The organism is Stenotrophomonas sp. YJH_SMC_21, from assembly GCF_059369555.1.
This window is the reverse complement of sequence record NZ_JCAFSU010000004.1, coordinates 203,091-226,116: the sequence shown is the minus strand read 5'-3', so window position 1 is coordinate 226,116 and position 23,026 is coordinate 203,091. Positions and strand designations below refer to the sequence as shown.

Genomic DNA, 23,026 nt, shown 5'->3' with positions numbered 1-23,026 from the left:
GTGATCAGGCGCTCTTTCGAGCCTTCTTGGCGGGGGACTTCTTTGCGGCTTTCTTTGCTGGGGCCTTCTTAACGGCGGCCTTCTTGGCAGGCTTGCTGTCTTTGGTGGAGGGCTTGGAGGCGGTCTTCACCGGCGTTGCTTTCGCCGGGGTGCGCTTGTTGGTTTCCAAGCTCTTCTGGAGCAGCGCCATGAAGTCCACCACGTTGGTCGCCGAGTCATCGCGGTGCTCCGGTTCCTCAAACGTCGTCGTGGCACCGGCCTGCTTGACCCGCTTCTTGATGATGTCGGACAGGCGCTCGCGGAACTCGTCCTGGTAGCTGTCCGGCTCCCAGTCAGAGGTCATGCTCTCAATCAGCTGCTTGGCCATTTCGAGCTCTTTGGGCGCAACCCGGTAGTCCGACGCCCCCCCCTGCGGCAGTTTGTATTCGTCCGGAGCCACCAACTCCTGCGGGTAGCGAAGCAGGATCATGATCAACGCATCGCCTTCGGGCATCACCGCGCAAATGTATTCGCGCGTGCGGATGACCACCCTGGCGATGCCCACCTTGCCGGTTTCCTTCAGGGTCTCTCGGAGCAGGACATAGCCCTTTTCGGCCTTCTTGCCGGGCACCAAGATGTAGGGCTTTTCGAAGAACCTCAGCCCGATGCTCTCGGCGTCGACAAAGGCCTCCACGTCGATGGACTCGTGCGTCTCGGGGGCGGCCGCGGCGATGTCTTCTTTCTCTATGACGACGTAGCTGCCCTTGTCGTATTCAAAGGCTTTGACGATGTCCTTCCAAGGCACTTCTTCGCCGGTTTCGGCGTTGACCCGCTCGTAGCGAATGGGCTTTTTGTTTCGTGCGTCCAACATGCGAAAGCTCAGATCCATGCGACGCTCGCCGGACATGAGGGACACCGGAACGTTGAGCAGCCCGAAGGACAACGAACCACTCCAGATGGGCCTGGGCATGCCAGCCGCCTCCAATCCTAGGGCCTTTCGTTGTAGGCCCGGCCGCGTCGGCCGGGCGTGAACCCGGCCGGCGCGGCGCAGCGGTTACTTTTTGGCTTCGACGCCCGGCGTGGCGTCGCGCACCATGAACTCTTCGGTCACCTCGGGCAGGTGGGCCGCCAGCCAGTCGGCCATCGCCTCTTCCTGCACGAGGATTTCTTCGCAGATCCGGGCCGTTTCTGCATCGCCCACCGTCTTCGCTGCGGCGATCAGGGCCGTGTAGGAGGCGATCTCGAAATGCTCGAAGACGTAACCGGCCATCGCGCCTTTGACGATCTCGTCGGAGGCCGTCATGCCGCCGACGGCCTGACCGAAGGCTGCCATCTTGCCCATCACGTCCTTGAGGGTCGACGGCGAGCCGCCCAAGCGCTTGATGCACCCTTCCAGCCGTTCGCGCTGGCCAATGGTTTCCTGAATGTGCTCTTCAATGCGCGCCTTCAGCACTGGGTAGTGCTCGATCCGCGAAGCCTGCCCCTTCAGCATGGTTTCGGCTTGCTGTTCCATCGCGTGTGCGTCGCGCAGCCAGTCCAACAGGTTCTCTTTGAGCTCTGCCATGGATGTCTTCCTCTCGTGTCGGGCGAAGCCTTACCGTATCGAGGCTGGGATGCGGATCAAGCGATCCCCGAGTGAAGGCTTGGCGAACGGCGGAGCATCTCAGACCGGCGGTGCGTGGGCCTGGAGATCGATGGCCCTCGTGGTGAACGGCGCGCATGCAACGCATTCGCAGGCCATTGACCGCTCCCGCCACATGCTGAACGCTCCTCAGCGCCAGGCCATCCTCATGACCCGTTCCGCGCTTTTGCTCGTCTTCTTGGCCCCCTCCCTCGCCTTCGCTCAGCAGGGGGACGGAACCGACGTCCAAGCCAACGTCCACACGTTCAAACCCGCCAAGGTGGAGGCGACGCCCGAGCGCGTTCAGGCCCTGACGGTGCCCAGTGGCTTCCAAGTGCGTCCCTTGGCGCAAGGCCTTCAAAATCCCCGGATCATCGCCGTGGGACCAGATGGGCGGATTTATGTCTCACGTCGAGATCAAGGCGACGTGCTGTTGCTGGAGGATGCCAATGAAGACGGAGCCTTGGACGCCGAACCGAAGGTGGTCTTCTCACGTCCAGGAGCGCACGGGCTGGCCATCGCCAACGGGCAGCTGTATGTCGCCACGGCCAACGACGTGTATCGCGCCCCCATACACCCGGACGGGACGTTGGGTCCAGAGGAACGGATCATCAACGACCTGCCCGATGGCGGTCAGCACCCCAACCGCACGCTGGCCTTTGGCCCTGATGAGATGCTCTACATCAGCGTGGGCTCGTCCTGTAACGCGTGCAACGAGACCAATCCCGAGCATGCGGCGCTGCTGAGGTCCTCGCCGGATGGCAAGAGCCGGTCCATCTTTGCCAGCGGCCTGCGGAACACCATCGGCTTTGCTTGGGACTCCAAAACGGGGGAGCTGTGGGGGATGGATCACGGCATCGACTACTTGGGCAACGATGAGCAGCCCGAGGAGCTCAACCGCATTCAGAAAGGAAAGAAGTATGGTTGGCCCCACATCTGGGGCAAGGACGGGGTGAATCCCCAGAGCACACCGCCAGGGCAGATCAGCAAACAGCAATGGGCGGCGACAAGCGAGCCCATGGTGCTCGGCTACACAGCCCACGCGGCCCCCATGCAGATGCTGTTCTACACCGGCCAGCAGTTTCCGGCAGCTTACCGGGGGGACGCCTTCGTGACGATGCGCGGTTCCTGGAACCGCAAGCCTGCGTCGGGCTACGAGGTGGTGCGGGTTCGTTTCAACGCCGGCAAGCCGGTCGGGTTTGAGCCCTTCTTGACCGGCTTCCTGGTCGACAACGGCCAGGCGCATATCGCAAGGCCCGTCGGTCTGGCGATGACGAAGGGCGGTGCACTTTTGGTCGGCGACGATGCCAACGGCGTCATCTACAGAGTGACTTACGGCCCAGGCCAAGCGTCCGCCTCCCCCGCGACCGCAGTGCCTAGCGGGCCCTTGATGGCCCAAGTCAATCAAGGCTCGGGCGTGCCGTTGGCCAAGGATCGGATCGGCAAAGCCGCCACGTTCGAGTTCCGCTCCCCGGCGTTTTCCTCGGGCCAAGCATTGCCTCCCCGCTTCAGCGCGTATCACGACGATGCATCGCCCGCTCTTTCTTGGAGCCCGATGCCTGGTGCCAAGTCCTATGCGCTGATCATGGAGGATCCGGATGCAGCCAACGTCAAACCCTTCGTTCACTGGGTCGCTTACAACATCCCAGCCACCGAGCAATCGCTGCCCGAGGGCCTGCCGGTCGATCCGCGGCTTCTGAAACCGGAGGGAATGCTGCAGGGGGCGAACAGCCGAGGATCGGTGGGCTATTTCGGCCCCAAACCGCCTGTGGGCGATCCACCGCACCATTACCACTTCCAGCTGTTGGCCTTGGACACCGTGCTTGATCTGAAGGCCGGCGCGACGCGGGACGAAGTGCTAAAGGCCGCGAAGGGCCACATTCTGGGCATGAGCAAGACTGTGGGAACCTACCAGCAGGTCGAGGCCCCGCTGAAATAAAAAAAGGGACCCGAAGGTCCCGACCGGCGCCCAAGGCCCGGAAACTCAGTGAACCTCCAGTTCGTGGCAAAGGGACTGGAGGGCGGCGGCGATCTCTTTCAGGCGGAACGGCTTTTCAAGGAAGGGCGTGCCTTTGAAGCGTTCGGGCAGCCGGCTGGCCCCAAGGCCGGTCGTAAACAGGAACGGCACCCCCAACTCGACCAAGCGATCGGCCACGGGGTAAGACTCGACCCCGTTCAAGTTGACGTCCAGCACCGCAACATCGAAGGCCGCCTCCTCGGCGCATGCCAAGGCTGTGGGCAAATCTTCGGCCGTCTTGGAGACGTCGTAGCCGACTTGGGCAATGGCCTGCTCCAAGACCATCATGAGAGTGGGTTCGTCCTCTACAAGAAGAACCCTTACTGCTTTGCCGTCCAATCCCATGACTTTCTCCCTACAAGCGCTCTGAGTGGATGTGCCACGATTGGACAGTGTGGCCCGAGGGCTCGCCCGATTTGTTAAGAGGGCGCAAAAGGATGACGGCCGTCGCTCTTCTACACTGCGCACTCTGTCGCCCTTCGGTGGCCCTGCCGAGAGGATGACCCATGAACCAACCAGCGAAAGCGAAAACCGATTTGAGGGACGAGAGCCGGCAGTTTGCCCTGCTGGTGAACTCCGTCACCGACTACGCCCTATACATGCTCGACCCCAGCGGGGTGATCCAGACCTGGAACCCGGGTGGGCAACGAATCAAGGGCTACCAGGCTGCCGACGTGGTCGGCACCAACTTTTCCCGCTTCTACCTGCCCGAGGAGGCCCAAGCCGGCCTACCAGAGCGAAACCTGCGGACCGCGGCCTTAGAAGGGCGCTACGTCGCCGAGGGCTGGCGATTGCGGCAGGACGGGACCCGCTTTCGTGCCAGCGTCGTGATCGATCCCATCTGGGAAGACGGGGAACTGGTGGGGTTTGCCAAAATCACCCGCGACATCACCCAGCGCCACGAAGCGCAGGAGCAGCTGCTCCAAGCCCAGCGCGATCTCCTGCAGGCGCAGAAGATGGAGGCCATCGGCAAGTTCACGCTCGGCTTGGCCCACGATTTCAACAACCTGTTGACCATCGTGGCCAACTGTTTAGACCTCATCAGCCTGCGGGTGAAAAACGGAGGCGTGGCCAAGCTCATCGATACCGCGCAGCGGGCCGCCGAGCGCGGGGCCCTTCTGACTCGGCAGTTGCTGACCTTCGGCAAGGGACAAACCTTGGTGCCAGAGGCAGTCGACTTGGCCGCCTTGATGGCCGAATGCGAAGCGATGCTGCGCCGCTCCGCCGGCGACGCGATCGCATTGACCGTCGAAGTTTCCCGGGGCCTTCCGACCCTGTCGCTGGACAAGGCACAGCTGGAGGCCGCAATCCTTAACCTGGTGTGCAACAGCCGCGACGCCATGCCGAAGGGCGGAACGATCCTCATCACGGCCTCTGCGCGGCAAACCCGTGATCCTACGTTGCCCAACACCAGTGAAAGACCTTACATCTGCCTGAGCATCCGAGACGACGGTTCAGGGATTGAGGCGGACCAGCAGGCCAGGGTATTTGAACCGTTTTTCACCACCAAACCCATTGGAAGGGGCAGCGGGCTGGGCTTGAGCCAAGTGTTTGGCTTCACGGCCCAGTCCGGCGGGTTCACCGAGCTCCAGAGCGAGCTTGGGAAGGGAACCCGCGTTAGCCTTTGCTTCCCCGCACCAGAGCATTGAGATGCCGATCCACGTGTTGTTTGTTGAAGACGAAGACGATCTCCGCAGCGTCGTCGTAGAGGCTCTGACCTCTCAGGGCTTCCAAGTCACTCCCGCCAGCAACGGGGATGAGGCCCTCGTCCTCCTGCGCGGCGACGCCAGGTTCGCGGTGGTAGTGACCGACTTCAACATGCCAGACAGCGCCGACGGGCTGGAGGTCGCGGCGGAAGCCGCGGTTGCTCAACCCCAGGCCCGCGTCATGCTCGCGTCTGGCCTTCAACGCTCGCAGCTGCCCCCGCTGCCCGAGACGGTTCGATTTCTCCCGAAGCCTTACCGCTTCCGACAGCTTGTTACGGCGATCCACGAAGACTTGGGCTGCACGTAGGGGGGCGGATTCCTTGCGCGGCCAGGCGGTCGCCACTGGTTCATCTTCCTACCAGTGCGCGTCTGCTCACTAGGAACAGCAGCCGGTCGATCGCCGTTGCGTTCAACGCTTCTCCATCCCCCCGCACCTTGAAACCGGTCCAGTCGCCCACTGCGACCTCGCTCAGCTCTTTAACTTCCACAGGCAACCAGCGCATAGGCCAATAAGGCAAGCGGCGATCCATGATCGTCCCGCTTTGCAGCTCGATCAGGTCGTGATGGCTCGAAGCACCGAGCACCCTTGAGAACACCACGTCCAACCCGTCCGGGGGGCCCTCCAAGTATTGGACGAAGCGCGTCCCGTCGAACAAGAGCACCCCACTGACACCTGCGTCCCGGTTAAATCGAGTTGCGTCGTCGACCAGCTCCTGGAGCTTGCCGCTCCGGAGGCCAAGCAGATCGCCGCGCAACGCGTCGGATGCCTCGCTGACATACACCACGGCCCTGATGGGCATTGGGCGCTCCTTCTCAACTTGTCTGGCCATCCCCCCCTCCACGAACTTTAGTCCCGCCCACGCATTTAGGCAATCGCGTTGTGAGATAGCGCCTACAGGCGGCTGTTAACTTGATCCCGAGTTCCAATCGAGTAACCTTTGATTATGGCCCTTTACAACATCGCGGAACGTTTAAGCACGGCTAAAGAACTAATCAGCAGGGGCGATGACGCGTCATTGATCTACGCCGCGCTGGAACTACGATTCTGCCTGGAATCCGTGGCGTATCAGAACTTGGCTGCATATGGTGAAGACGTTTCCACCGAGCTTGCTCGCGAGTGGCGACCGGACCAGATCATCAAAATGCTGGCCGCCTTCGATCCGAACTCTGATCAAACGGCCAGCTTCTCCATCTCGGTAACGCCACCGCCCAAAGACCTCGATTTTGCCTCAAGTGACTTGAAGGCCGCTTTCAAGGACAAGGATTTCTTGCCGATCGGCGAGGCCAAGCGCATTCCTTGGGGCAAGTTTCGCAGTTACTACAACTCGTTGGGGAGCTTTCTCCATCTGCGCAAAGATCTGACGAACGCACGGCCGAAGATCGAAAGGCTCCGTGTTCTCATCGCTGAGCTGGAAGAGGTTGCGAGCTCGACGCTGATCGCTGCCAGCAAGGATCTCGCGACGGGCAAATGCGTCGACTGCGGCCATGTGCTCATTCTCGGCCCGGCCGAGCAAGCGGGGGACAAGCCCGTTTTCTGCCCGAATACCAAGTGCAACTCGAGCTATTTGGCCATCAAGGGGGACCCGGAGCGGCGGGTGCAGAAGGTCGAAGCCTTGGGGCTGCGCTGCGAATGCGAGGCCATCGTTCCTATCTTGCCAGAGAGGCTTCTCAAGCCTGCGGTTTGCCCAGCTTGTGGGTCGACCGTTTGCGCAGTCATTGCTGCAAAGGCAAGGGTGCTAGGGGTGCCGCCTACTCGCGAGGGAGACCTGAGCGGCTAGTTGCACCTTAACTTCGCCACTTCGTCCACGCCCGGCAGTGGCGACGGCAACACGGCTTTGCACACGCCGGAAACCTCGACGGCCATCCCCGGCTCAGGGTGTTCTAGGTAAAGGGCTCCGTCGTAGCCGACCATGGCTTGTTCGTTCGGCGTGGACGCGACGGTGCCCGGCGCGATGATCGGACCTGTCAGGATGAAGGCCCGGGCGTTCTGCGTCAGCACGGGGAAGGTCACCCGCACACCGCCTTGGCGGGGCGCCACGGATTGCTTTTCGGTCTCCCCGATCTCCACGCCCACCGGCAGCTCCTTGTCCTTGAGGCTGACGGTGGTGGGTAGCAGGGAGGGAACGTCGGTCACCAACACGCGGCCTTGCTTGTTGGTCTGGCCGACCGGCGCTCCGTTGACCCGCACCGGCAAGCCCGCCTGGCCCGGCACATCCACCACGGCGAAGCTGGCGTAGGCGGGTCGCCCGAAGGCCACGCCGCGGTGGTCCAGGAACACGGCGCCGGAGAAGTTGGCCGCCACCTGGGTTTGCCCGTCGTAGTGGTCCACCATGATCCGGGCGTCGCCGTAACGCGTCATGGCATCCGCCGTGGCCCGGGTGCTGCCCTGATCGCCCTCGGTGTGCTCTGCCGCCAAGCGAAGGCCGCCCTCGGTGCGGTAGGTCGCTCGGGTGGTCAGGGCATCCTGGCCTGGGGCCTGGCGGGCCCGAACGCCCACGCTGGCCTTGCTGCCGAAGCGGTAGGTGTAGCTGGCGGACACTTGAAGATCGTCGCCTTGGAGGTCTCGGAGCACGTTGGCGGACACCTGGCCTGCAGTGCCCAGGTTCGCGCTCACGCCCAAGGAAGCGAAGGCCAGGCTGGAGCGCCCCGTGTCGATGGCACTGTAGATGCCACGCACAGTGAAGCGGCGATCCGGGCGGTAGAACACGGAGGCTTGGGTGCGCGAGGCAATGGGTGTGGCGTAGGTGCTCTGCAGGCGCCAGAAGCCTTCGTTCTCTTCGTGTTCCAATCGAACGCCCAGCTTGGGGCCGCGGTAGTCGTAGCTGGCCGCCCAGCGCGTTCCACCTTGGCTTGAGCGGCCCACCTCGCCATCGAAAACGCCCCAAGTGCCCGGGGCCCAGGTGGAACCCACGGTGACGTTGCCCTTGCCGTTCTCGTCCACCTGACCACCGGCTCGGATGGTCCAGCGGTCGTTGACGCCCTTGGCCCACGACGCGCTGACGCCGGCCGTGCCGTAGCGGTTTTCGTCTTCGCGGACTTGTCCCGCCGCGATTTCCCACGCGGAGAGCCCGGGACGCAGCAGGGTTGGGGCCACGTAGAGCCGTGCAGTGGAAACGGCAGTTTCCCGGCCGTAGGCGTCACGCACCACTACATCCGTTTGGCTGGCCCCCAGGGCCACGTTTCGACCGTCCACGGTGAAGGGGCCGGCCTTGACGTCTTGGCGTGTGATTTCGGCCTGGTTGGACAGGACCTTGACCTGCCCCGGATCCAACGCGATGCCCCCCAAGGTCGGGACGGGCCACGTCGGCGTGAGCGGATCCAGTGCTGCCGGGTCCTTCGCGAGTCGAATGCCGCCCAGCGCCACGGGGCCGATGCGGGGCGTGGCGTAGACATCGCCGGCTTGCCAAGTCCGTTGGCGCGGCAGGTCGTCTTTCTGCCAAGCGGTCATGCCGCGGCGCATGCCAAACCCGTTGGGGGATTGGTTGAGCTGCCCGGTGGTGGAGACCGCGCCCCAACGCCCTCCGGTGCGCGCGTCCAGTGCCAAGGACGTGGCTTGTTGGCCGCCTGCAATCTGGGTGGCGAGGTTGTAGTTGACCAAGACGCCCCCGATGGCGGGCGACACCTGAGAAACCGGAGTGCCGTGCTGGCTGAGCTGCTGCGCCGGCTTGCGGTCAGCCGGAATGGTGAGCTGGACGGTGGCGTTCTCGGGGGTGTAAGCCACGGTCACGCCCAAGGCTTGGTCGGTCAGGTCCTGGCCCTCCTCGCCCGGGCGAAGGGTCACGCCGAGCTGCTGCCAGGTCGTGGATTCGGCCACCCAGGCCCCACTTTGCTGCCAGAGCAACACGGGGTCCTTCGCGGGCAGCCCGTTGGCCTGGATCGGCGCGGCCAGCACCGGCTCCACCCCGTCTGGGATGGCCGCGTGCGCGCTGCCAATGGACAGGGCCAGCGCGAGGCCCAGGACGCTTCCCCGCCGCACGTGTCGCCCTCAGTTCACGGGGACGACGACGGGAGCCCCGTTGACCGTGATTGAGAGCGTGGACGCCTTGAGACCAGGCTTGAGCTCCACGTGCTTGCTCTGCCCCGGCAATACCCATCCCAACGCCCCTTCGCGCCATGCCGGCATGCCTTGAGGACCGACGGCGATCAGGCGCGCGGCGGTCGAACCGGTGTTGGTCAGCAGAAGGCCGTCGGCGGTGAAGCGGGCCGTGAGCACCGGAGGACCGGCCTTGGCGTCTTCAAACCCCACCGGCAGGTTCTGGTGGATCAACAACTGCACCTGGCCCGCCGTGGACGGCTGGGGCAACTGGCGCAGCAGCACGCGGTAGTAGCCCGGCGTGCCGATGCCTTGGGTGCGCACCAACCGCACGGCCCGGCGGGACCCAGGCGGGATTTCGACAATGGACGGTGCCGCGATCACCGCCTTGGCGGGGCCGGTCACGTCCTGCCCGCTGGGATCTTGGGACCAGTCCAGCACCGTCACCTGAAAGCGCTCGGGGGTTTCCCCATGGTTTTCCAAGGTCAACGCCCCTGCCTTTTCTCCAGCCGGGGCCACGATGCTTGTGGGAAATAGCGACACGTTGCCCGCCCACGCAGGCACGGCGAACAATGAGCACAACGAAACGGCCAACAAACGCTTCAACATCACTCCTCCAAACCGATCACCTCCTTTGATCCAACCAAAACATTCAAAGTTGTCAACCCACCCCCAAAAGAAAACCCCCGAGGATTTCCGGGGGCTTTAAGGGAAACGGTTGAGGATCAATAAGTCAGGGTTACGGCGATGGTGTCGGAGAAGGTTCCACCGGGCACCTTGTTCAAATCGTAGAAGGCATAACCGATGCCGATCATCTGCTGCTCACCGGTTCCCACGCCCTCCCAAGCATCGGCCCCACTGCCCCACACTTGGCTGGCACCGGGATCTTTGAAGAGGCCGTAGGCGACGAAGTTTCCGGCCCCATCGGACACGGCGCGGTGATTGGGACGAGCAATCGCGGCGCCGTAGTTCAACCCGTCGCCGGGCACGATGCTGAAGGCGGTGCCTTGGTTGCAGCGAACCAGCAACGCGCCGTTGGAATAACCCTGCGTGCCGGACGCCAAACCGTTGTATTCACCGCCGCCCAGCTGGGTCACGAGCAGGCTGCACTCGTTGTTCACGGTCGCAGAAATCATCAAGTCTTCGGTGACGTCGGCGGCGGAGGCCGAAGCGGCAGAAAACGCGGCCATCAAGGCCAGAGAAAAAGAAAGGGTCTTGCGCATGAAAAATCCTCCTCGGATTTAGGGAAAGGGAAAGTGGCCCGGATTGGGCTTGCTTCACCAATACTCGATAAATCTATTTCCGCAAGAGGATCGGGCAACAAGAGTTGCAGGGGCCAACCCAAGCGCTTGCACCGAGGGCACGAGTGAGCTAAAAAGCAATCGCCGGTCGCAGAAGCGTCGGTGTTGTGCCCGCATAGCCAATAGGCTCCGGGTGCCCGAGGTCCACCCAATGGGGGCGCGGGAATCTTTTTTCGATTCCGGAGCCATCCATGACGACCAAACGCCGCAAATCCCTCCGCACGTCTGCCTTCCATGCCCAGTTCGGCCGCTGCTACTACTGCGGCCTGCCGATGTGGCTCGCAGCTCCTTCAGAGCTCGGGCTGAAGCCCAGCAAGGCTCGAGCCTTTCAATGCACCGCGGAGCACCTGGTCGCCCAGCAGGATGGGGGCCGAGACGTATCCGGGAATGTGGTGGCCGCGCATGCCCGATGCAACCAGTGCAGGCACAAGCGAACGGGACCAGCTCCCTCCCCTGAAGCGTTCCGGGCCTTGGTTCAGAAGCGGCTGGCAGTGGGAAGATGGTGGTCCAGACTGCCGCCAGGGATTGCGCATGCTCCTGTATGACCTCATCAAGCTCTACGAACCCTCGTTTGAGCCGGCTCGCACCTCTTGAAGGCGCAGGGACAGCTTGCTGGCAGACACCTTCCCTCAACCACTCCCTCGCGCCTCGCGGACAACCGCCAGGGCCATGACCACGGCTTGGAGGAGATCCGATTTCGTCCGCCCCTGCTCGCTCCCATCGCTCGGAAGGGCGGTCAATGCAGCGACCGCGTCCTTCCCTGACAAGTATTGGACGCACGTCAAGGCGGACCAGTGAAGCCCAAACTCGGTGCGCAGTCGCGTTCCAGCCTCCCCTTGCAAGAGCGTCCCGTCGGCCATTTCGAGCAACACGTGTGCAGCGGCCAACGCCTTGGCACGGGCATTCGCAGGGTCTTTGTGCAGGGATTAAGCTGCCGGCTTCGCCTTGGCCTTCTTGGCAGGTTTCCGAATCGGCTTTGCCTTCTTGGCGACCTTGCCCACCTTCGCAGCTCCCTTAGCCGCGGCCTTCTTCACCTTGCCAGCGGCGGGCGGGAACTTGGCCCCAGGGTTGGCCTGCGCCCACGCCTTGCCTTCGGCCGACTTGGCCCATGCCGTGAAAGCCTTGGGTGCCAGCCCTCGGCCTGCCCAGGTCTCTCCCGTCGGGAGTCGATACTTGGGGGCGACTTTGCCGAGCTTTCGGCCCTTCAGCGGCCCCACAGAAGGTTTCGGGGAACGCGCCGGCTTGACGTCAATGGCCTCGCCAATGAGCTTGGCAACCTGGCGACGCTGGGCGGGGCTGAGAACCTTCGCATACTTCTGAAGCACCGCAATCGCCTTGGGCACCTCACCATCGCGCTTCTCAACCAGCCGCTTTTGGGCTTCGAGGTGCTTGATTTCTGCGTTGATCGACTGAAGAGTGGTCAAGGCCAAGGCAAATACTCCGTTGAGGGCAAGCAAGGGTTATAGCCCATCGGCGGAGCCAGGGCCAACGCAGGACGCGCCCTTCGGCCAACTTCCATCCACCGAAACCAGCCTCGTGCGGCAGATCAGCGTGCGTCCGGCCTCGACGCTCTTGGTCAAAAAGCTTTAGAAGAAGACCCCTAGCGGTCGGGTGGACTGGATTCAGGCGTGTTAGCTGGTCATCGAAACGGCCATCGAGCCCCTCCCGTAGCGCTGGGCGATCGCCAGGCTGCCTGCCTTGCATTCGAGACTCGTCGAGTTGCCCCGCGGCGTCGCGGTGCCGACTTGGACGGATGCCTTATTCACCTCCTCATATTTGGCGATAACGGGTGGGCATACGGCGAATAGTGCAGCGACGAGCCAAAACTTCTTTCAATCTCATGATCAATCCCCCTGCTAACCGTCGCCCGGCGGCGCTCACACCTTCAGCGCTGGTCGGGATAGGCATTTCCAATCGTCACCCCTGAGCTAAGATGAGACATGATCACGGTCCGACAGCGAAATGCCGAAAAGGCGGGGTTTGGATACGAGAAGGTCCGCCTGAAATGCGGCCCCGGCCCGAAACAGTGGATGTGCCCACAAATGAGCCAGCCGCTTTCGGTCGAAAAGGCGGCCCTGTCCCACTTCGCCCAGCAAGGATGGCGAGGGTTCAGCGGCGAAGGCGGCCTTTTGCTGACCCTCATCAAAGCCATGTCGTTCCAGAACCTTGGATACGACGAGCGCACGCGCTACGTCGAGGCGCTCTATACGCTGGCCGCAGAACCATCCTACGGACGATCCTACACCGTTGCCGAGTTGCTCACGAATCTGGCCCGCGCAACCGCCGGTCAAGTGGCGGCTAACTTTGACCAAATGGCGTCTCGGGGTCCACACATAGAGCAAACGGCGTGGGGGCATTCGTCCGACACCTCGTCAGTTCTCGATGTGTTTCCCGGCCTGGAGCGCTGGATGCTATTGGAACTGTTTGAAGTTGCCGGCTCTGATTTGCTTCACCGCATTGCCACCATTTTCGCCTCTAACCCCTACGAATACCGCCGCGGCTGGCCGGACATCACGATGTGGAGGGAACGGCAGCTCCGCTTCGTGGAGGTCAAAGCTCCTGGCGACTCGCTGGGCAAGAGTCAGAAAGTCATTGCCCAAACCTTCGCCGTCCCATTGGGCCTGGACTTCACGCTCCTTGATGTCGTGGTGCCACCAGCGGTGCCCTAGCCCACAGCATTGACGCTCGCGCGCGAAACCAGGCCGCAGCACTCTCCCGCCGACTTTGGCTCGCCAAGGAAGAGTTCGCGGGCGCGGCATGGCGGCCAAAGGGCAAGCAAGCCCATCCGGAAACCGGCTTGGTCGGTCAAGCAGGATGCATTGTGTCCGGCATAAACTACGAGGTGTGACCAGCTAGTTAGGGTGAATGGATGAACCAGGTTAGGAAGCGATGGAATAACGACGAAACGCGTGGACAGGTCGAACGAATCTTTGGCCGCGATCAGTTAGAGAAGGTGCGTTCTTGCCTACAGGCACTCAATGAGCGCATTTACTTCAGCGAATACCACTACAGGCAAGCCAACTATTTCATCAAGAAGCCGATGGAAGGCCGAACCAGCGATGAGGCCATGTTGGTTTTTTTGGGCGTATTTGACGAAGACGACGAGCCCGGGGCCTGGGAACACTTTCGCTTTTCCCACGCCCATGCATTTGCTTGCGTCCAGAACCTTCACTCTCTCCCCGACCACTTGGCCTACTTCGCCTACTGGGCATTAGGAATGGACTTGGATGAAAAAACTCGTATCCAGCGCTTGCGAGACATCACCCGAAAGGAGGTGAACAGACGCCTTCCTGAGCCACTGAAAGAGGTCTACAGCCAACTCGTTGCGGACGAAAGTTTCGTCTACATCGATGACCTCAACAACCATTCCAAGCATCGATCCTTGATCAAAGTTTCCTATCAAACGAAGTTTGAGATAGATCAGGTAAAGGAACATGGCTTGCAGTTCGGCGAGTTCACCTTCGGAGACAGATCCTATCCCGCCCGCTGGGTGCTGGAGACGCTGCGAAAAGAACATAACCGTCAAAGCAAGTTCATCGTGGCGTTCGGCAACGAACTGAACGCCACGCTCCAAGCCATGCCGGCACGGGTTGGCTAAACTCACATTCGCCCTGCCAGACTAACGATGGTCATGCCGCCCAGCGCGCTTGCGAGAAGCTCCGCGAGCGCTCCGGGCCGGTGGACTAGCCAACGTGCTAGCGGACGTTAGCGAGCCAGCCACTCCACGAGTTCTCGCACGCTTGCTGCGTCCGCACATGCTGCATCCACCCCATCGCTTTCGACCTTCACTTGGAACGCCAGCCAGGCGTGCTCCTTCTTTTCGGTCAGCCCAACATGAGGCTCGATGGCACCCCGGCTCCATAGCCAGATCGATTTGTCCCGAAGCTTTCGGACGAGTGCCTGGATGTGCGGCAATGCTTCTACTCTTTCCGCTAGAAGCTCGAAAGCCTTCGAGGCCGGGCCCTGGGGGCCCTTCTTAGGGAGTCCCCCTTCGTCCAAGGTGATCTGACCCTCGTCCGCCATCGTTCTTAGCATCGAGCGGCATGTAGCGATATCAGTGTCGCTCGGGTCAAGGAAACCGTGCTTGGTGGCCTGCCGAAACGCGTAATCAAGGTCCACAATCGCGCATGCTGGAAGGCCCAGCGCCTCCAGGATCTCCATGGACTTCTGGGTATCCGAGACGCCGCTCATCGCGACAATCGCGAGCGAAGACTGCCCCATGGTCTTGCCGGAGACTGCATTGAAGAGGCTGGGGAGCAACCGGAGCTCTGTCTTTCCCTCGGTCAAGACCACCTTGTCAGCGAAGAGCATCTGGGAAGAGTTGGTCAAACTGAAGATCTGGTGGAGCTGATGCGTAGGCTCGGCAACCAACTGCTCGACCACCGACTGAAGCCTGGGCCTTGCTTGGGTCCCCTGCGGATGCTTCTTCGTCATCAACAAAGCATTTTTAGCGTCGCGCGCGAGGATCATTTGAGCAGAGTGGGTCGAAAAGACCACCTGATAGCCCGACGCGGAAAGTGCCCTCAGTGCTTCGCGAACCTGCTCTACAGCAAAGGGATGCATGAACAGCTCGGGCTCATCAATCAGCAGCAGCGTCACTCCACCGGCTATGGCAACGCCTCGCTTGAGGTCAGCCAGGTGGCGCACCATTGCCATCTGAATAGCGCGCTGGGCACCATGCCCGTATGAACCAAATCCCCTGCCCTTTCCGTCTCCCTCATAGACCTTGACGGTTCCCGCCTTGATGAGGTCGTTCAACACAGGGACGGGGAAATCCAGCTTGATGCTCACCCCAGGGAACAGATCGGCGATTTTTTGATTGATGGAGGCGTCAATCCTCCCCAGCTCTTCAAATCGTTCTGCACCCTCAGCGGAAAGCATTCCAACGATTGCCAAAAGGTGCGGCGATAGATCCGCCTGATGCCTTTCTTGAATAGCTGCGACCATGTCTATTAAAAGCTTACCAATCGTCGTACTGGTCTTTGCCTTACTGGCATCCTCTTCCGCATCCTCCATAGCCCCGATCCGTATTGGATCCGGGAAAAGAGCTGAGATGGCCTGATCAATGCCAGTCGGATTTGGATCCCACTCGTTCGTGTCTAAGTTCAACACGGTCAGTGAAACGCCACTGCCAGCCCCTTGCTGATGCTTTCGGATGCGAAGCACGCCATCACGCACATGCGGCTCGATCCTTGTTCGATGCTTCAAGTCCAGCATGGCAAGGTCTTCTTCGACGATGCCATAGAGACGGCCAGATACCTCAATAGGCAGAAGTGGATCGTGGAAGTCTTCCTCCTTCCAGCGCCCCCCTTTTACCAACCATTGAAGTGCAGTGAGGCAGTTGCTTTTACCGCAGTTGTTCAACCCAACGAGTGGCGTGAACTCGGTCAGCTGCAACTGCGTAGAAACGCACGACCGAAAGTTGCGAATATCGAGATCTGAAATATAGACAGCCATTCCCTTCCCCCTGTTATGAAGTCACTCCCCGATGGCTGCCTTCAGCTGCTCGGTCACGCTGTTGCCCTTCTCATCCTTCAACTGGGCCATGAGGTAGATCCCCCTTCCCTTGCTCTTGCTGGCCCAGAGCTCCCCGATCATGCGTTTCTCCTTTTCGGAGTCCGCCGTGTAACGGTCGCCACCCTTGTATTCGACGACCAGCAGGCGACCGTCCTTGAGCTTGGCAACGAAGTCCGGGTAGGTCCGCTGCTTGGACGTCGGCATCCAGAACTGGCTCTTGTCCACCAAGTTTCGGACCCAAAACGCCACCTCATCCAGCTGATCGATGGCCTGGGCGCAGAGAAACTCCTCCCCCACCTTGCCCCCGGCGGTCTTCCATTGAAGATCGCCCACGAAGGGGTAGTAGTGCTTGCGGAAGCGATACGTGCCGCCTTGGTAGTAGGAGTGCGCCGGATACTGGGTCATGTCCGCGGGGTAGGTGAACATGGCATCGGGCTCATCGCTGACCACGATGTCGGCGTCGGCACCAAACAAGGCCTGCTGGAAGCCATCCTTGAGCGCCTCCGCCTTGGCGATCTGAAGCTGCTCGCCGAGCTTCCGTCGGAGCACGAACTGGCCATTGAGCAGTTGGGATAACGAGAAGCCGCGATCTTCGGACAGCCCGCCGATGGACCGGCGCAACCACTCCCGCAGCACGGGCTGCTTGACCGCTGGATCGCGGATCTTCTGGTCCAGCCAGCCCACCAGGTCCGCCTGTGTGCGGTCCTTGGCGAAGCCTGGCAAGTAGGTGTTCACGTCGTCATCAATCGGCGTGTAGCTGACCTTCTCTTCCACCAAATCGACTTCAAAGGTCTTGCTATCTGCATTGAACTTGAGGCTTGTCAAGTCCGGGGGATAGGCCAGCAAGTCCCAGGTGAAGCCCGGCGGCGTGGCGCCGCTCTCCACGAACTCCAGCTCGCCCTGCTCCATGACCCCAAGCCGGGGCACGCTGAACACTGCGCCGTTCTGGCTGGGGGCTTTGACGGCCTTGGAAGCGATCTGGTGGCGCTCGATGGTTGCCGTGGCCTCCTCCCGCTCCTTGGTTGGCACAGCCTTGGTGATCGCTTCCACGGTGGACTCGTCCACCTCGCCCGTGATCTCCACCGAGCCGCCCTTGCCTTCCTCGTTCGGAGTGAAAACAACGCTGGTCTGGTCCCGAGCAGGGATACCAGTAAGATCCGGTTGTTTGCTCACGGCAATGGTGGTCTTGGGCGTCACGGGAACCGGATTGACCTTGCCGCCTCGCAAGTCCAAGCCGGGCCCAGGTGTGGGATCCGGCAGCACCGCGCCCACGGCCTCCAGAGGGTTGAAGCCGATGTCGATGAGCGACTTGGTGAGCTCTGCGGCAGCCAGATTGAACGCCGCAGTGGTGACATGGGCGTAGGCCTTGTTCATGACCTCCTGCTTGCGGCGGGTGGCATACGGCATGCGCAGCACGCGGCCCAGCAGCTGCTGGATATCCTTGTCGCTCTTGACCTGGGCCACCGAGCAGAAGACGTAGGCAAAGGAGCAATCCCACCCTTCCTTGAGCGCTTGCTTGGTGATGATGACCTCGATGGGGCAATCCTTGGCGAACAGGTCCACGCCGTCGATCTCGCGCTGATCGCCCGTGGCGATGGCAATCGCCTTCTCGGGCACCTTCTCGTTGTCGATGAGGTGCTTCTTGACCTCCTCGACCGTGGCAGTGCCCTTGGCGTTCTCAGCCTGAATCAGCAGGATGGGACGGATGTAATCCGGCTCGCCCAGCGCGGTCTTGCCCAACTCGTTGCGGCGGGCCACAGCGCTGCCCACGGCGACTTCCCATTGCCCGACGTGCTCCTTGAGCACGACTGGGAACTTGATCATGTCCGCGCCCTTGAGCTCAAAGGCACTGACGCTGACCAGCACATTGCTTTTACTGGCTTCCGGGGTTGCGGTGAGCTCCACCACTACCTTGGCACCCAGGCGCTCGTAGACCTGATAGGACAGGGGCGTGTTGGCATTGTGGGCTTCGTCGGTGATGACCAACGGACCGTGAAGTTTCAGCAGATTGGCAAAGGACGCGATGGCCTTTCCCGCCTTGTTCTGCTCCAAGTAGGGCAAATCGGACACGCTGCCGGCGAAGTGAGGCTCCAGATCTTCGTGGTGCTCGTAAACCTTGCGGCCTTCCTGGTTCTCCACGCGCAGCGCGGCCATCGTCGAAATGACCACGCAGACCTTGGTTCCCAGATCAGCAGGGCGGATGTGGGTGAAGTCTTCCACGTCGAACACCGCGACCTTGCCCCCAAACGCCTCGTCCAGCTCCTGGCGATAGGGGTGGCGGGGGTTCTTGAAGGCTTCCAGCGTCTGGGTCTTGATCTGGGTGGTGGGCACCATCCACATGACCAGCGGGAACTCGCGCTCGAGGTAGGCGTCGCCTGCCGCCTGGATGATGTGCGCGCCCATAACCGTTTTGCCGCCGCCAGTGGGGATGCGAAGGCAGACGTAGGGCGAGGCTTCCATACCCGGCATGGGCTTGTAGTGGGCGATCAGACCGGCATCCACGTTCTTCTCAAACGCGGATGCGGGGCCGGTCAGCCTGGCGTCTTCTAGGAACTGGGCCAGGCTGCACAAGGCCCGCTGCTGATACACCTTGAGAGAAAGAGCCATGCTTAGCGTGCCTTGATGTCGTAGGGGGTTTGCTTGAAGGTGATCTGGAGCTCTTCCAGCCGCTCCTTGGGCAAGTCGCAGGACTCGCCGTAGATCACCTTGGGCCCGTCAAATGGCTGCAGGCCTTTCACCACCCGCTTGGTCAGCACGTTGCCGCCGGTCTTGCTCTCGTCGCCCAAGATGCCATTGAACAGCAGGTAATAGCCGATCCCATGGTGCTCACCCAGGAACGGTTGCTTCGAGGCACGTGTGGAGCGTGCGGTGCCCGTTTCGGCAAACCAGACGTGGGCGGCCAAGTGTTCGAACTTGATGCCCTCGCGGATGTGACCTTGGTCATCGAATACGGGCACGCCGAGCTTGTAGAAGCGAAAGCCACCGCCACCTTTCCAACCGACTTCTTTCGAAATACCTGATTGCTCACCTTCCACAACGGATACAAGCCTCGCTTGGCAATGGCTTCGCGCCTGGTCACCTCGCTCAATACCAACAAACCTGCGATTGAGCTTCAAAGCAACTGCTGCTGTCGTCCCGCTTCCAAGAAAACTATCGAGAACAAGGTCCCCAGGTTTAGTCGTTAACTCAATGCAACGACGCAGGAGCCGCTCGGGCTTTTTACCTTTCTTAAATGTCACGCCGCCCTCGCCAGCAATGCCCTCCCACGAGATATCACTCCAGATATTCGTAAGCATTGAGGAGGCGACAGGCTCTCCATCAATCTCAACAACGTTCTTGCTGTAGAAAAGGATTTGCTGACCGTCCAAGATGTAGACCGTATCGAGCGATTCGCCCCGCTCCAGCTTTAGAACTTCACCAGGTCGAGTGAGAGACTCTTTCTTTAGATCAACGATTGCCTGACCCGCACCGGAGTCGCTAATGGATGCCAAGCGGCAGACTTGGCTTGAGTTCTTCAGAACCCACTTGTCGAAGTGCTGGAGAATAGACTTAGGGTGTTTGATCCTTGCGTTCCGCGGCACCTCAGCATATTTATCGGCAAGAGACGAAAACCTCCATTCACTCTCAGGCAAATCCCGGTTCTCCAGCCAAAGGTTGTAGGCATAGTCAACACCGCGTGGAATGCGGGCACTTACGTCTTCAAACTTCTCTTTGTCCTTCGCATACCAAAGAATGTATTCCGATGCTTTGAATACACCAGGATTGACAGTGCTAAATGCAGAAGGCGAGCGGGCAGCGATAGTTATCCTGTTGACGAAGTTGGACCGGCCAAAAATCTCATCCAGCATCACCTTCGCATAGTCAACCTCGTTATCGTCCAGATGAAGAAAAAGAGATCCCTTCTCTGAAACAAGCTCGTGGATGAGTTCGAGCCTGGCATACATCATTGACAACCAAATCGAATGCTCGAAGTTGTCGTCGTATTTCGGGAACATCGCTCCGGTATTGAACGGCGGGTCTATGTAGACGCAACCAACCTGGCCAGCGTAGTAAGGCAGCAACGCCTTCAACGCATCCAGGTTGTCGCCCTCGATCAGCATGTTGGGGGAGTCCACCTCCCCATAGGACAAGCTGACCACCGGCTCCAGGAGGCGGTAAGGCGTCAGGGCGGAACGGGTTAGGTCCTCGTCACGGTCGGACCAGTTGAGCAGCGGCATCGAATACATCCCCTCGAACAGGCTCCAAGTATCGTTCAGCGGGTGCATTTCGGCCAATGCTCCAAAGCCTAACGGCGGCTAAGCCATTGATCGAAATAACCTTCCCGTGATCGGGGCCTGATCGCGAACTATATGCTGGGCCACTTAGCGACCAGCGGGCCAAGAAGCATCTCGGCTACGGACGGCTGAGGCCCACCTTCCCGCAGTAGCGATAGACGGCGGAACTGCTCACCCCGAGTTCCCGCGCCAGGTGAGCCCGGCTGACCTCCTTCAAGCGAGCCCGAACCTGGTCCAGGGCCAGCCCGCGCAAGGTGCGGTGCTCTGGCCCTTTCAGGACACGCCCCAAGCGAAGGGCTCGGCGGTCCAGGCCGATGGTGGCCGGCGACAAGCCCAAGCGCTGGGCCACCTCGGCCGAGGTCAGCCCGGCTCGGACCAGCCGCTGCACCTGCTGGCGACGCTCAGCGAGCTCGCGGGCTTGGCGGTCCCGGAACGCCTGCCGTCCGGAGCCCGCCAGGCGGTGCCGCCGGACGAAGCGGTTCACGGCCTGGTGGGTGACGCCCAGGCGTTGGGCCAGGGCGCGCTGGCTCACCCCTTCGTCCAGCCAGGATTGAACCTGGGCCGGGGAGCGGCCGCCGAGGAAGCCTTTGCGCGGACTCATCGATCCATCGCCGCCAGGTCGCCTTGAATCTCGGAGGGTGACACACCAAGCGCCTGGGCGATGGCCCCAAGCGTCAGGCCTGCGGTCATGCCGGCGCCAATCGCATACCGCCGCTGACGTTCATAGGCTTGGCGACGAGCCTCCGGGTCGATGGGCATGGCATCGGACGGGTCTACCCGTCGGGCGTGCTCGATTTGATCCCGCTCACCACACGTTTGGCGGTGCGCGGCCAGGGCGTCGTCCACGTCCATGCTGAAAGGCGTGTTGCGTTGGGCAGCGTCGTAGATGGCTTGGATCTCCGCAGGCATGGGGAGCAGCTCGATGCCGTCAGGCCCGGGAAGAACGCCTGGGGCAAACAAGGTGGAAGGCTCGCGGTTCATCGGCCCACCCAGTAGCCCAGCCCCGCGCTAAGCAAGGTGGCCGCGTATAGAGCGGCGTCCTCAGCGCTGGAAATGTTGAGGGCCATTACCACCGCCCCGAATGCGAGCGTGAGGACGCAACCCGCGAAGATCCCCCCAAAAATCGCGAAATCCACGTAGAGCGATGCGTCGCGCTTCCCGGCGCAGAATAGGGCCAGCGATTGCTTTACGGTCGGGTAAGTCAACGCGATCATAAAAGAGAGAAACGCCGCCGAGCAGAGAAACACAGCAAGGACCAGCATGGAAAGGACCAGCATCGTCAACGCACTCATCCGCGCGACCTCCCCTTGCCCCAGAAAAAGGCCAGCAGACAGAGCACCGCGACCGTGCCGAGGACAAACAGGCCTCCCCCGGTGGCGAGCTGGTGCCAGACGCTGAAGGTGGCTTGGGCCAAGAACGCGGCGATGACCACCATCCCAACTCCAAACAGCCCGCCATGGATCACGACGCGGCCGTGCGTGCGAGCGTCTCGCTCACCGCCCCTCACCCGTTGCCAAGCTGCCTTGGCATCGCCAAAGCGCTTAAACGTCCAGAGAGGGACCAGGACCATGAGACTCAGCAGGGTCAGCAGAAGGATCGCGCTCACCATGGGCGGCCTCCCGCGCGACTCCTCAGCGGGCGCGCCTGGAAGGTGAGAGGCTGGCCCCACTGGCTGGGCTTCAGATTCCAAGCCATTGGGAGCTCGACCTTCGCGTGCAACCGGGCGTCATTCGGCAATGCTCCTGCAACCCCGGAACATTCCATGCCATCTAGGATCTGTCTCGCTGTATCCCCCGAAATGAGAGCAACTTTGTCAAAAGGAAGCTCAAAAAGTTCTCGGGGCAAAGAGCCCATGCCGTCCCAGACAAAGACCCCAACCGGAACAAAAATAATATAGATTGCCATCAGCGCTGCCCTCCAACGGCTACATTTTCTCTGCCCGCACCGATGACTACGGATACGGAAGCTGCCTCAAGCTCTGTAATCACTGGCTGCGCGGTCCCTTCGGAGCGGAGAAAAACTTGATCCCCCACCTCAAAAGCCCCCTGCTCGTCGCCCTGCATGTAGAACGGCAGAATGCGGCCAGCGATGCGCAGCGCACATACGCTGTCATCCACACCGTTGTTTCGCGTGTCGCGGCATGGGACGCGCTCATACGTCACTCGGAGCGTGTAGTAGCGCTGCGCCTCGTCAATCACCCACAGCGTGACGCTTTCGCGTGTTGCGGGGTTCTTCTTCAAGATTGAGTTGTAAGCCGCGTATGGGCCACGGCCCGGCGCTTCCATGGGTTCGAAGGACTGAACCCCGGTGGCGGTTTCCGTGGGGGACGCCTCCCAGGCGTGTGTGACCCTTACTGCGATGGTGTGCGGCGTGATCACGGTGGCATTCACCCCGACGGCAACGGCGACCGAATCGCTACGGGGCTCGGCGGCGCTGGCGGCAAGGGGGAGCAGGCTGGCAAGGGCCAGAGAAAGAATCAACGCGCGCATGAGGCCTCCTTTTTTGAATGGGTTGCACTACCCATAACAAACGGTTTGGTTTGCGCAAGGGGATCGGGAAAAGAAAAGGCGGCTTTCGC

Annotated in this window: 23 protein-coding genes; 7 read left to right on the top strand and 16 right to left on the bottom strand. The window is 61.3% G+C overall.

All coding sequences use genetic code 11. The annotated features are described in order from the left end of the window. Nucleotides 1–4 precede the first annotated feature (4 nt). Nucleotides 5–949 (bottom strand): non-homologous end joining protein Ku, encoded by a 945-nt coding sequence (gene ku, locus AC5P67_RS08570; protein WP_049419341.1) that lies wholly within the window; start codon nt 947–949, stop codon nt 5–7. Between the two features lie 84 nt (nt 950–1,033). Further along, nucleotides 1,034–1,543 (bottom strand): ferritin-like domain-containing protein, encoded by a 510-nt coding sequence (locus AC5P67_RS08565; protein ID WP_024957537.1) that lies wholly within the window; start codon nt 1,541–1,543, stop codon nt 1,034–1,036. A gap of 130 nt (nt 1,544–1,673) precedes the next feature. On the opposite strand from AC5P67_RS08565, the gene AC5P67_RS08560 reads away from it, so the two are divergent. Continuing rightward, complete coding sequence (locus AC5P67_RS08560; protein WP_197585899.1) at nt 1,674–3,539, top strand: YbhB/YbcL family Raf kinase inhibitor-like protein; 1,866 nt, start codon at nt 1,674–1,676, stop codon at nt 3,537–3,539. 45 nt (nt 3,540–3,584) lie between these two features. Here AC5P67_RS08560 and AC5P67_RS08555 read toward each other — a convergent pair whose 3' ends face one another. Then, the gene (locus AC5P67_RS08555) at nt 3,585–3,962 is read right to left on the bottom strand and encodes a response regulator (protein WP_065427875.1); all 378 of its coding nucleotides are present in this window, start codon (nt 3,960–3,962) and stop codon (nt 3,585–3,587) included. A 161-nt stretch (nt 3,963–4,123) separates the two neighbouring features. Between AC5P67_RS08555 and AC5P67_RS08550 the strand changes: the two genes are divergently transcribed. Together AC5P67_RS08550 and AC5P67_RS08545 are read left to right on the top strand one after the other, a co-directional pair. Then, complete coding sequence (locus AC5P67_RS08550) at nt 4,124–5,266, top strand: two-component system sensor histidine kinase NtrB (RefSeq protein ID WP_008267080.1); 1,143 nt, start codon at nt 4,124–4,126, stop codon at nt 5,264–5,266. Nucleotide 5,267: 1 nt separating this feature from the next. Continuing rightward, the gene (locus tag AC5P67_RS08545; protein WP_024957534.1) at nt 5,268–5,630 is read left to right on the top strand and encodes a response regulator; all 363 of its coding nucleotides are present in this window, start codon (nt 5,268–5,270) and stop codon (nt 5,628–5,630) included. A 40-nt stretch (nt 5,631–5,670) separates the two neighbouring features. On the opposite strand, the gene AC5P67_RS08540 is transcribed toward AC5P67_RS08545, so the two are convergent. Beyond that, nucleotides 5,671–6,123, bottom strand: a complete 453-nt coding sequence (locus AC5P67_RS08540) for a BLUF domain-containing protein (protein WP_024957533.1) — start codon at nt 6,121–6,123, stop codon at nt 5,671–5,673. Nucleotides 6,124–6,267: 144 nt separating this feature from the next. Here AC5P67_RS08540 and AC5P67_RS08535 point away from each other — a divergent pair, with 144 nt between their 5' ends. Continuing rightward, complete coding sequence (locus AC5P67_RS08535) at nt 6,268–7,101, top strand: hypothetical protein (protein WP_024957532.1); 834 nt, start codon at nt 6,268–6,270, stop codon at nt 7,099–7,101. Here AC5P67_RS08535 and AC5P67_RS08530 read toward each other — a convergent pair. The 3 genes from AC5P67_RS08530 to AC5P67_RS08520 all read right to left on the bottom strand — a co-directional run bounded on the left by AC5P67_RS08530 (nt 7,098) and on the right by AC5P67_RS08520 (nt 10,579). Beyond that, nucleotides 7,098–9,299, bottom strand: coding sequence for a fimbria/pilus outer membrane usher protein (locus AC5P67_RS08530; protein WP_024957531.1), 2,202 nt, complete (start codon nt 9,297–9,299; stop codon nt 7,098–7,100). The two genes, AC5P67_RS08535 and AC5P67_RS08530, sit on opposite strands and share 4 nt — an antisense overlap. Nucleotides 9,300–9,308: 9 nt before the next feature. Continuing rightward, on the bottom strand, nt 9,309–9,965 hold the full coding sequence (locus tag AC5P67_RS08525; RefSeq protein ID WP_024957530.1) for a fimbrial biogenesis chaperone: 657 nt from the start codon (nt 9,963–9,965) through the stop codon (nt 9,309–9,311). A 116-nt stretch (nt 9,966–10,081) separates the two neighbouring features. After that, entirely contained in the window at nt 10,082–10,579 is a 498-nt protein-coding gene (locus AC5P67_RS08520; protein ID WP_077684466.1) for a Csu type fimbrial protein, read from the bottom strand. Nucleotides 10,580–10,848: 269 nt separating this feature from the next. Here AC5P67_RS08520 and AC5P67_RS08515 point away from each other — a divergent pair, with 269 nt between their 5' ends. Beyond that, complete coding sequence (locus AC5P67_RS08515; protein ID WP_076738368.1) at nt 10,849–11,202, top strand: HNH endonuclease; 354 nt, start codon at nt 10,849–10,851, stop codon at nt 11,200–11,202. Between the two features lie 381 nt (nt 11,203–11,583). Here the strand turns inward: AC5P67_RS08515 and AC5P67_RS08510 are convergent, their stop codons facing one another. Next, nucleotides 11,584–12,087, bottom strand: a complete 504-nt coding sequence (locus tag AC5P67_RS08510) for an H-NS family nucleoid-associated regulatory protein (RefSeq protein WP_024957527.1) — start codon at nt 12,085–12,087, stop codon at nt 11,584–11,586. A gap of 510 nt (nt 12,088–12,597) precedes the next feature. On the opposite strand from AC5P67_RS08510, the gene AC5P67_RS08505 reads away from it, so the two are divergent. Both AC5P67_RS08505 and AC5P67_RS08500 read left to right on the top strand, forming a co-directional pair. Next, nucleotides 12,598–13,326 (top strand): VRR-NUC domain-containing protein, encoded by a 729-nt coding sequence (locus AC5P67_RS08505; RefSeq protein ID WP_024957526.1) that lies wholly within the window; start codon nt 12,598–12,600, stop codon nt 13,324–13,326. A 200-nt stretch (nt 13,327–13,526) separates the two neighbouring features. After that, nucleotides 13,527–14,255 carry a hypothetical protein gene (locus tag AC5P67_RS08500; RefSeq protein WP_024957525.1) on the top strand — a complete coding sequence of 243 codons (729 nt, stop codon included), beginning with the start codon at nt 13,527–13,529 and terminating at the stop codon, nt 14,253–14,255. Nucleotides 14,256–14,362: 107 nt separating this feature from the next. Here AC5P67_RS08500 and AC5P67_RS08495 read toward each other — a convergent pair whose 3' ends face one another. The 8 genes from AC5P67_RS08495 to AC5P67_RS08460 form a co-directional block, all read right to left on the bottom strand. Beyond that, nucleotides 14,363–16,114: an ATP-dependent nuclease gene (locus tag AC5P67_RS08495; RefSeq protein ID WP_024957524.1), complete on the bottom strand. Its 1,752-nt coding sequence runs from the start codon at nt 16,112–16,114 to the stop codon at nt 14,363–14,365. A gap of 21 nt (nt 16,115–16,135) precedes the next feature. Then, nucleotides 16,136–18,781, bottom strand: coding sequence for a DEAD/DEAH box helicase (locus AC5P67_RS08490; RefSeq protein WP_024957523.1), 2,646 nt, complete (start codon nt 18,779–18,781; stop codon nt 16,136–16,138). Between the two features lie 2 nt (nt 18,782–18,783). Further along, nucleotides 18,784–20,439 (bottom strand): site-specific DNA-methyltransferase, encoded by a 1,656-nt coding sequence (locus AC5P67_RS08485; RefSeq protein ID WP_197697521.1) that lies wholly within the window; start codon nt 20,437–20,439, stop codon nt 18,784–18,786. Between the two features lie 127 nt (nt 20,440–20,566). Then, on the bottom strand, nt 20,567–21,049 hold the full coding sequence (locus AC5P67_RS08480) for a hypothetical protein (protein ID WP_024957521.1): 483 nt from the start codon (nt 21,047–21,049) through the stop codon (nt 20,567–20,569). Next, a complete protein-coding gene (locus tag AC5P67_RS08475) occupies nt 21,046–21,429 on the bottom strand; it encodes a hypothetical protein (RefSeq protein ID WP_024957520.1) in 384 nt (127 codons plus the stop codon). Before AC5P67_RS08475 ends, AC5P67_RS08480 begins: the two co-directional genes overlap by 4 nt. Then, nucleotides 21,426–21,740, bottom strand: a complete 315-nt coding sequence (locus AC5P67_RS08470) for a hypothetical protein (protein WP_024957519.1) — start codon at nt 21,738–21,740, stop codon at nt 21,426–21,428. Before AC5P67_RS08470 ends, AC5P67_RS08475 begins: the two co-directional genes overlap by 4 nt. Continuing rightward, entirely contained in the window at nt 21,737–22,057 is a 321-nt protein-coding gene (locus AC5P67_RS08465) for a hypothetical protein (protein ID WP_024957518.1), read from the bottom strand. The genes AC5P67_RS08470 and AC5P67_RS08465 overlap by 4 nt, the downstream gene beginning before the upstream one ends. Before the next feature lie 295 nt (nt 22,058–22,352). After that, nucleotides 22,353–22,937 carry a hypothetical protein gene (locus AC5P67_RS08460; protein WP_024957517.1) on the bottom strand — a complete coding sequence of 195 codons (585 nt, stop codon included), beginning with the start codon at nt 22,935–22,937 and terminating at the stop codon, nt 22,353–22,355. Between the last annotated feature and the right edge of the window lie 89 nt (nt 22,938–23,026).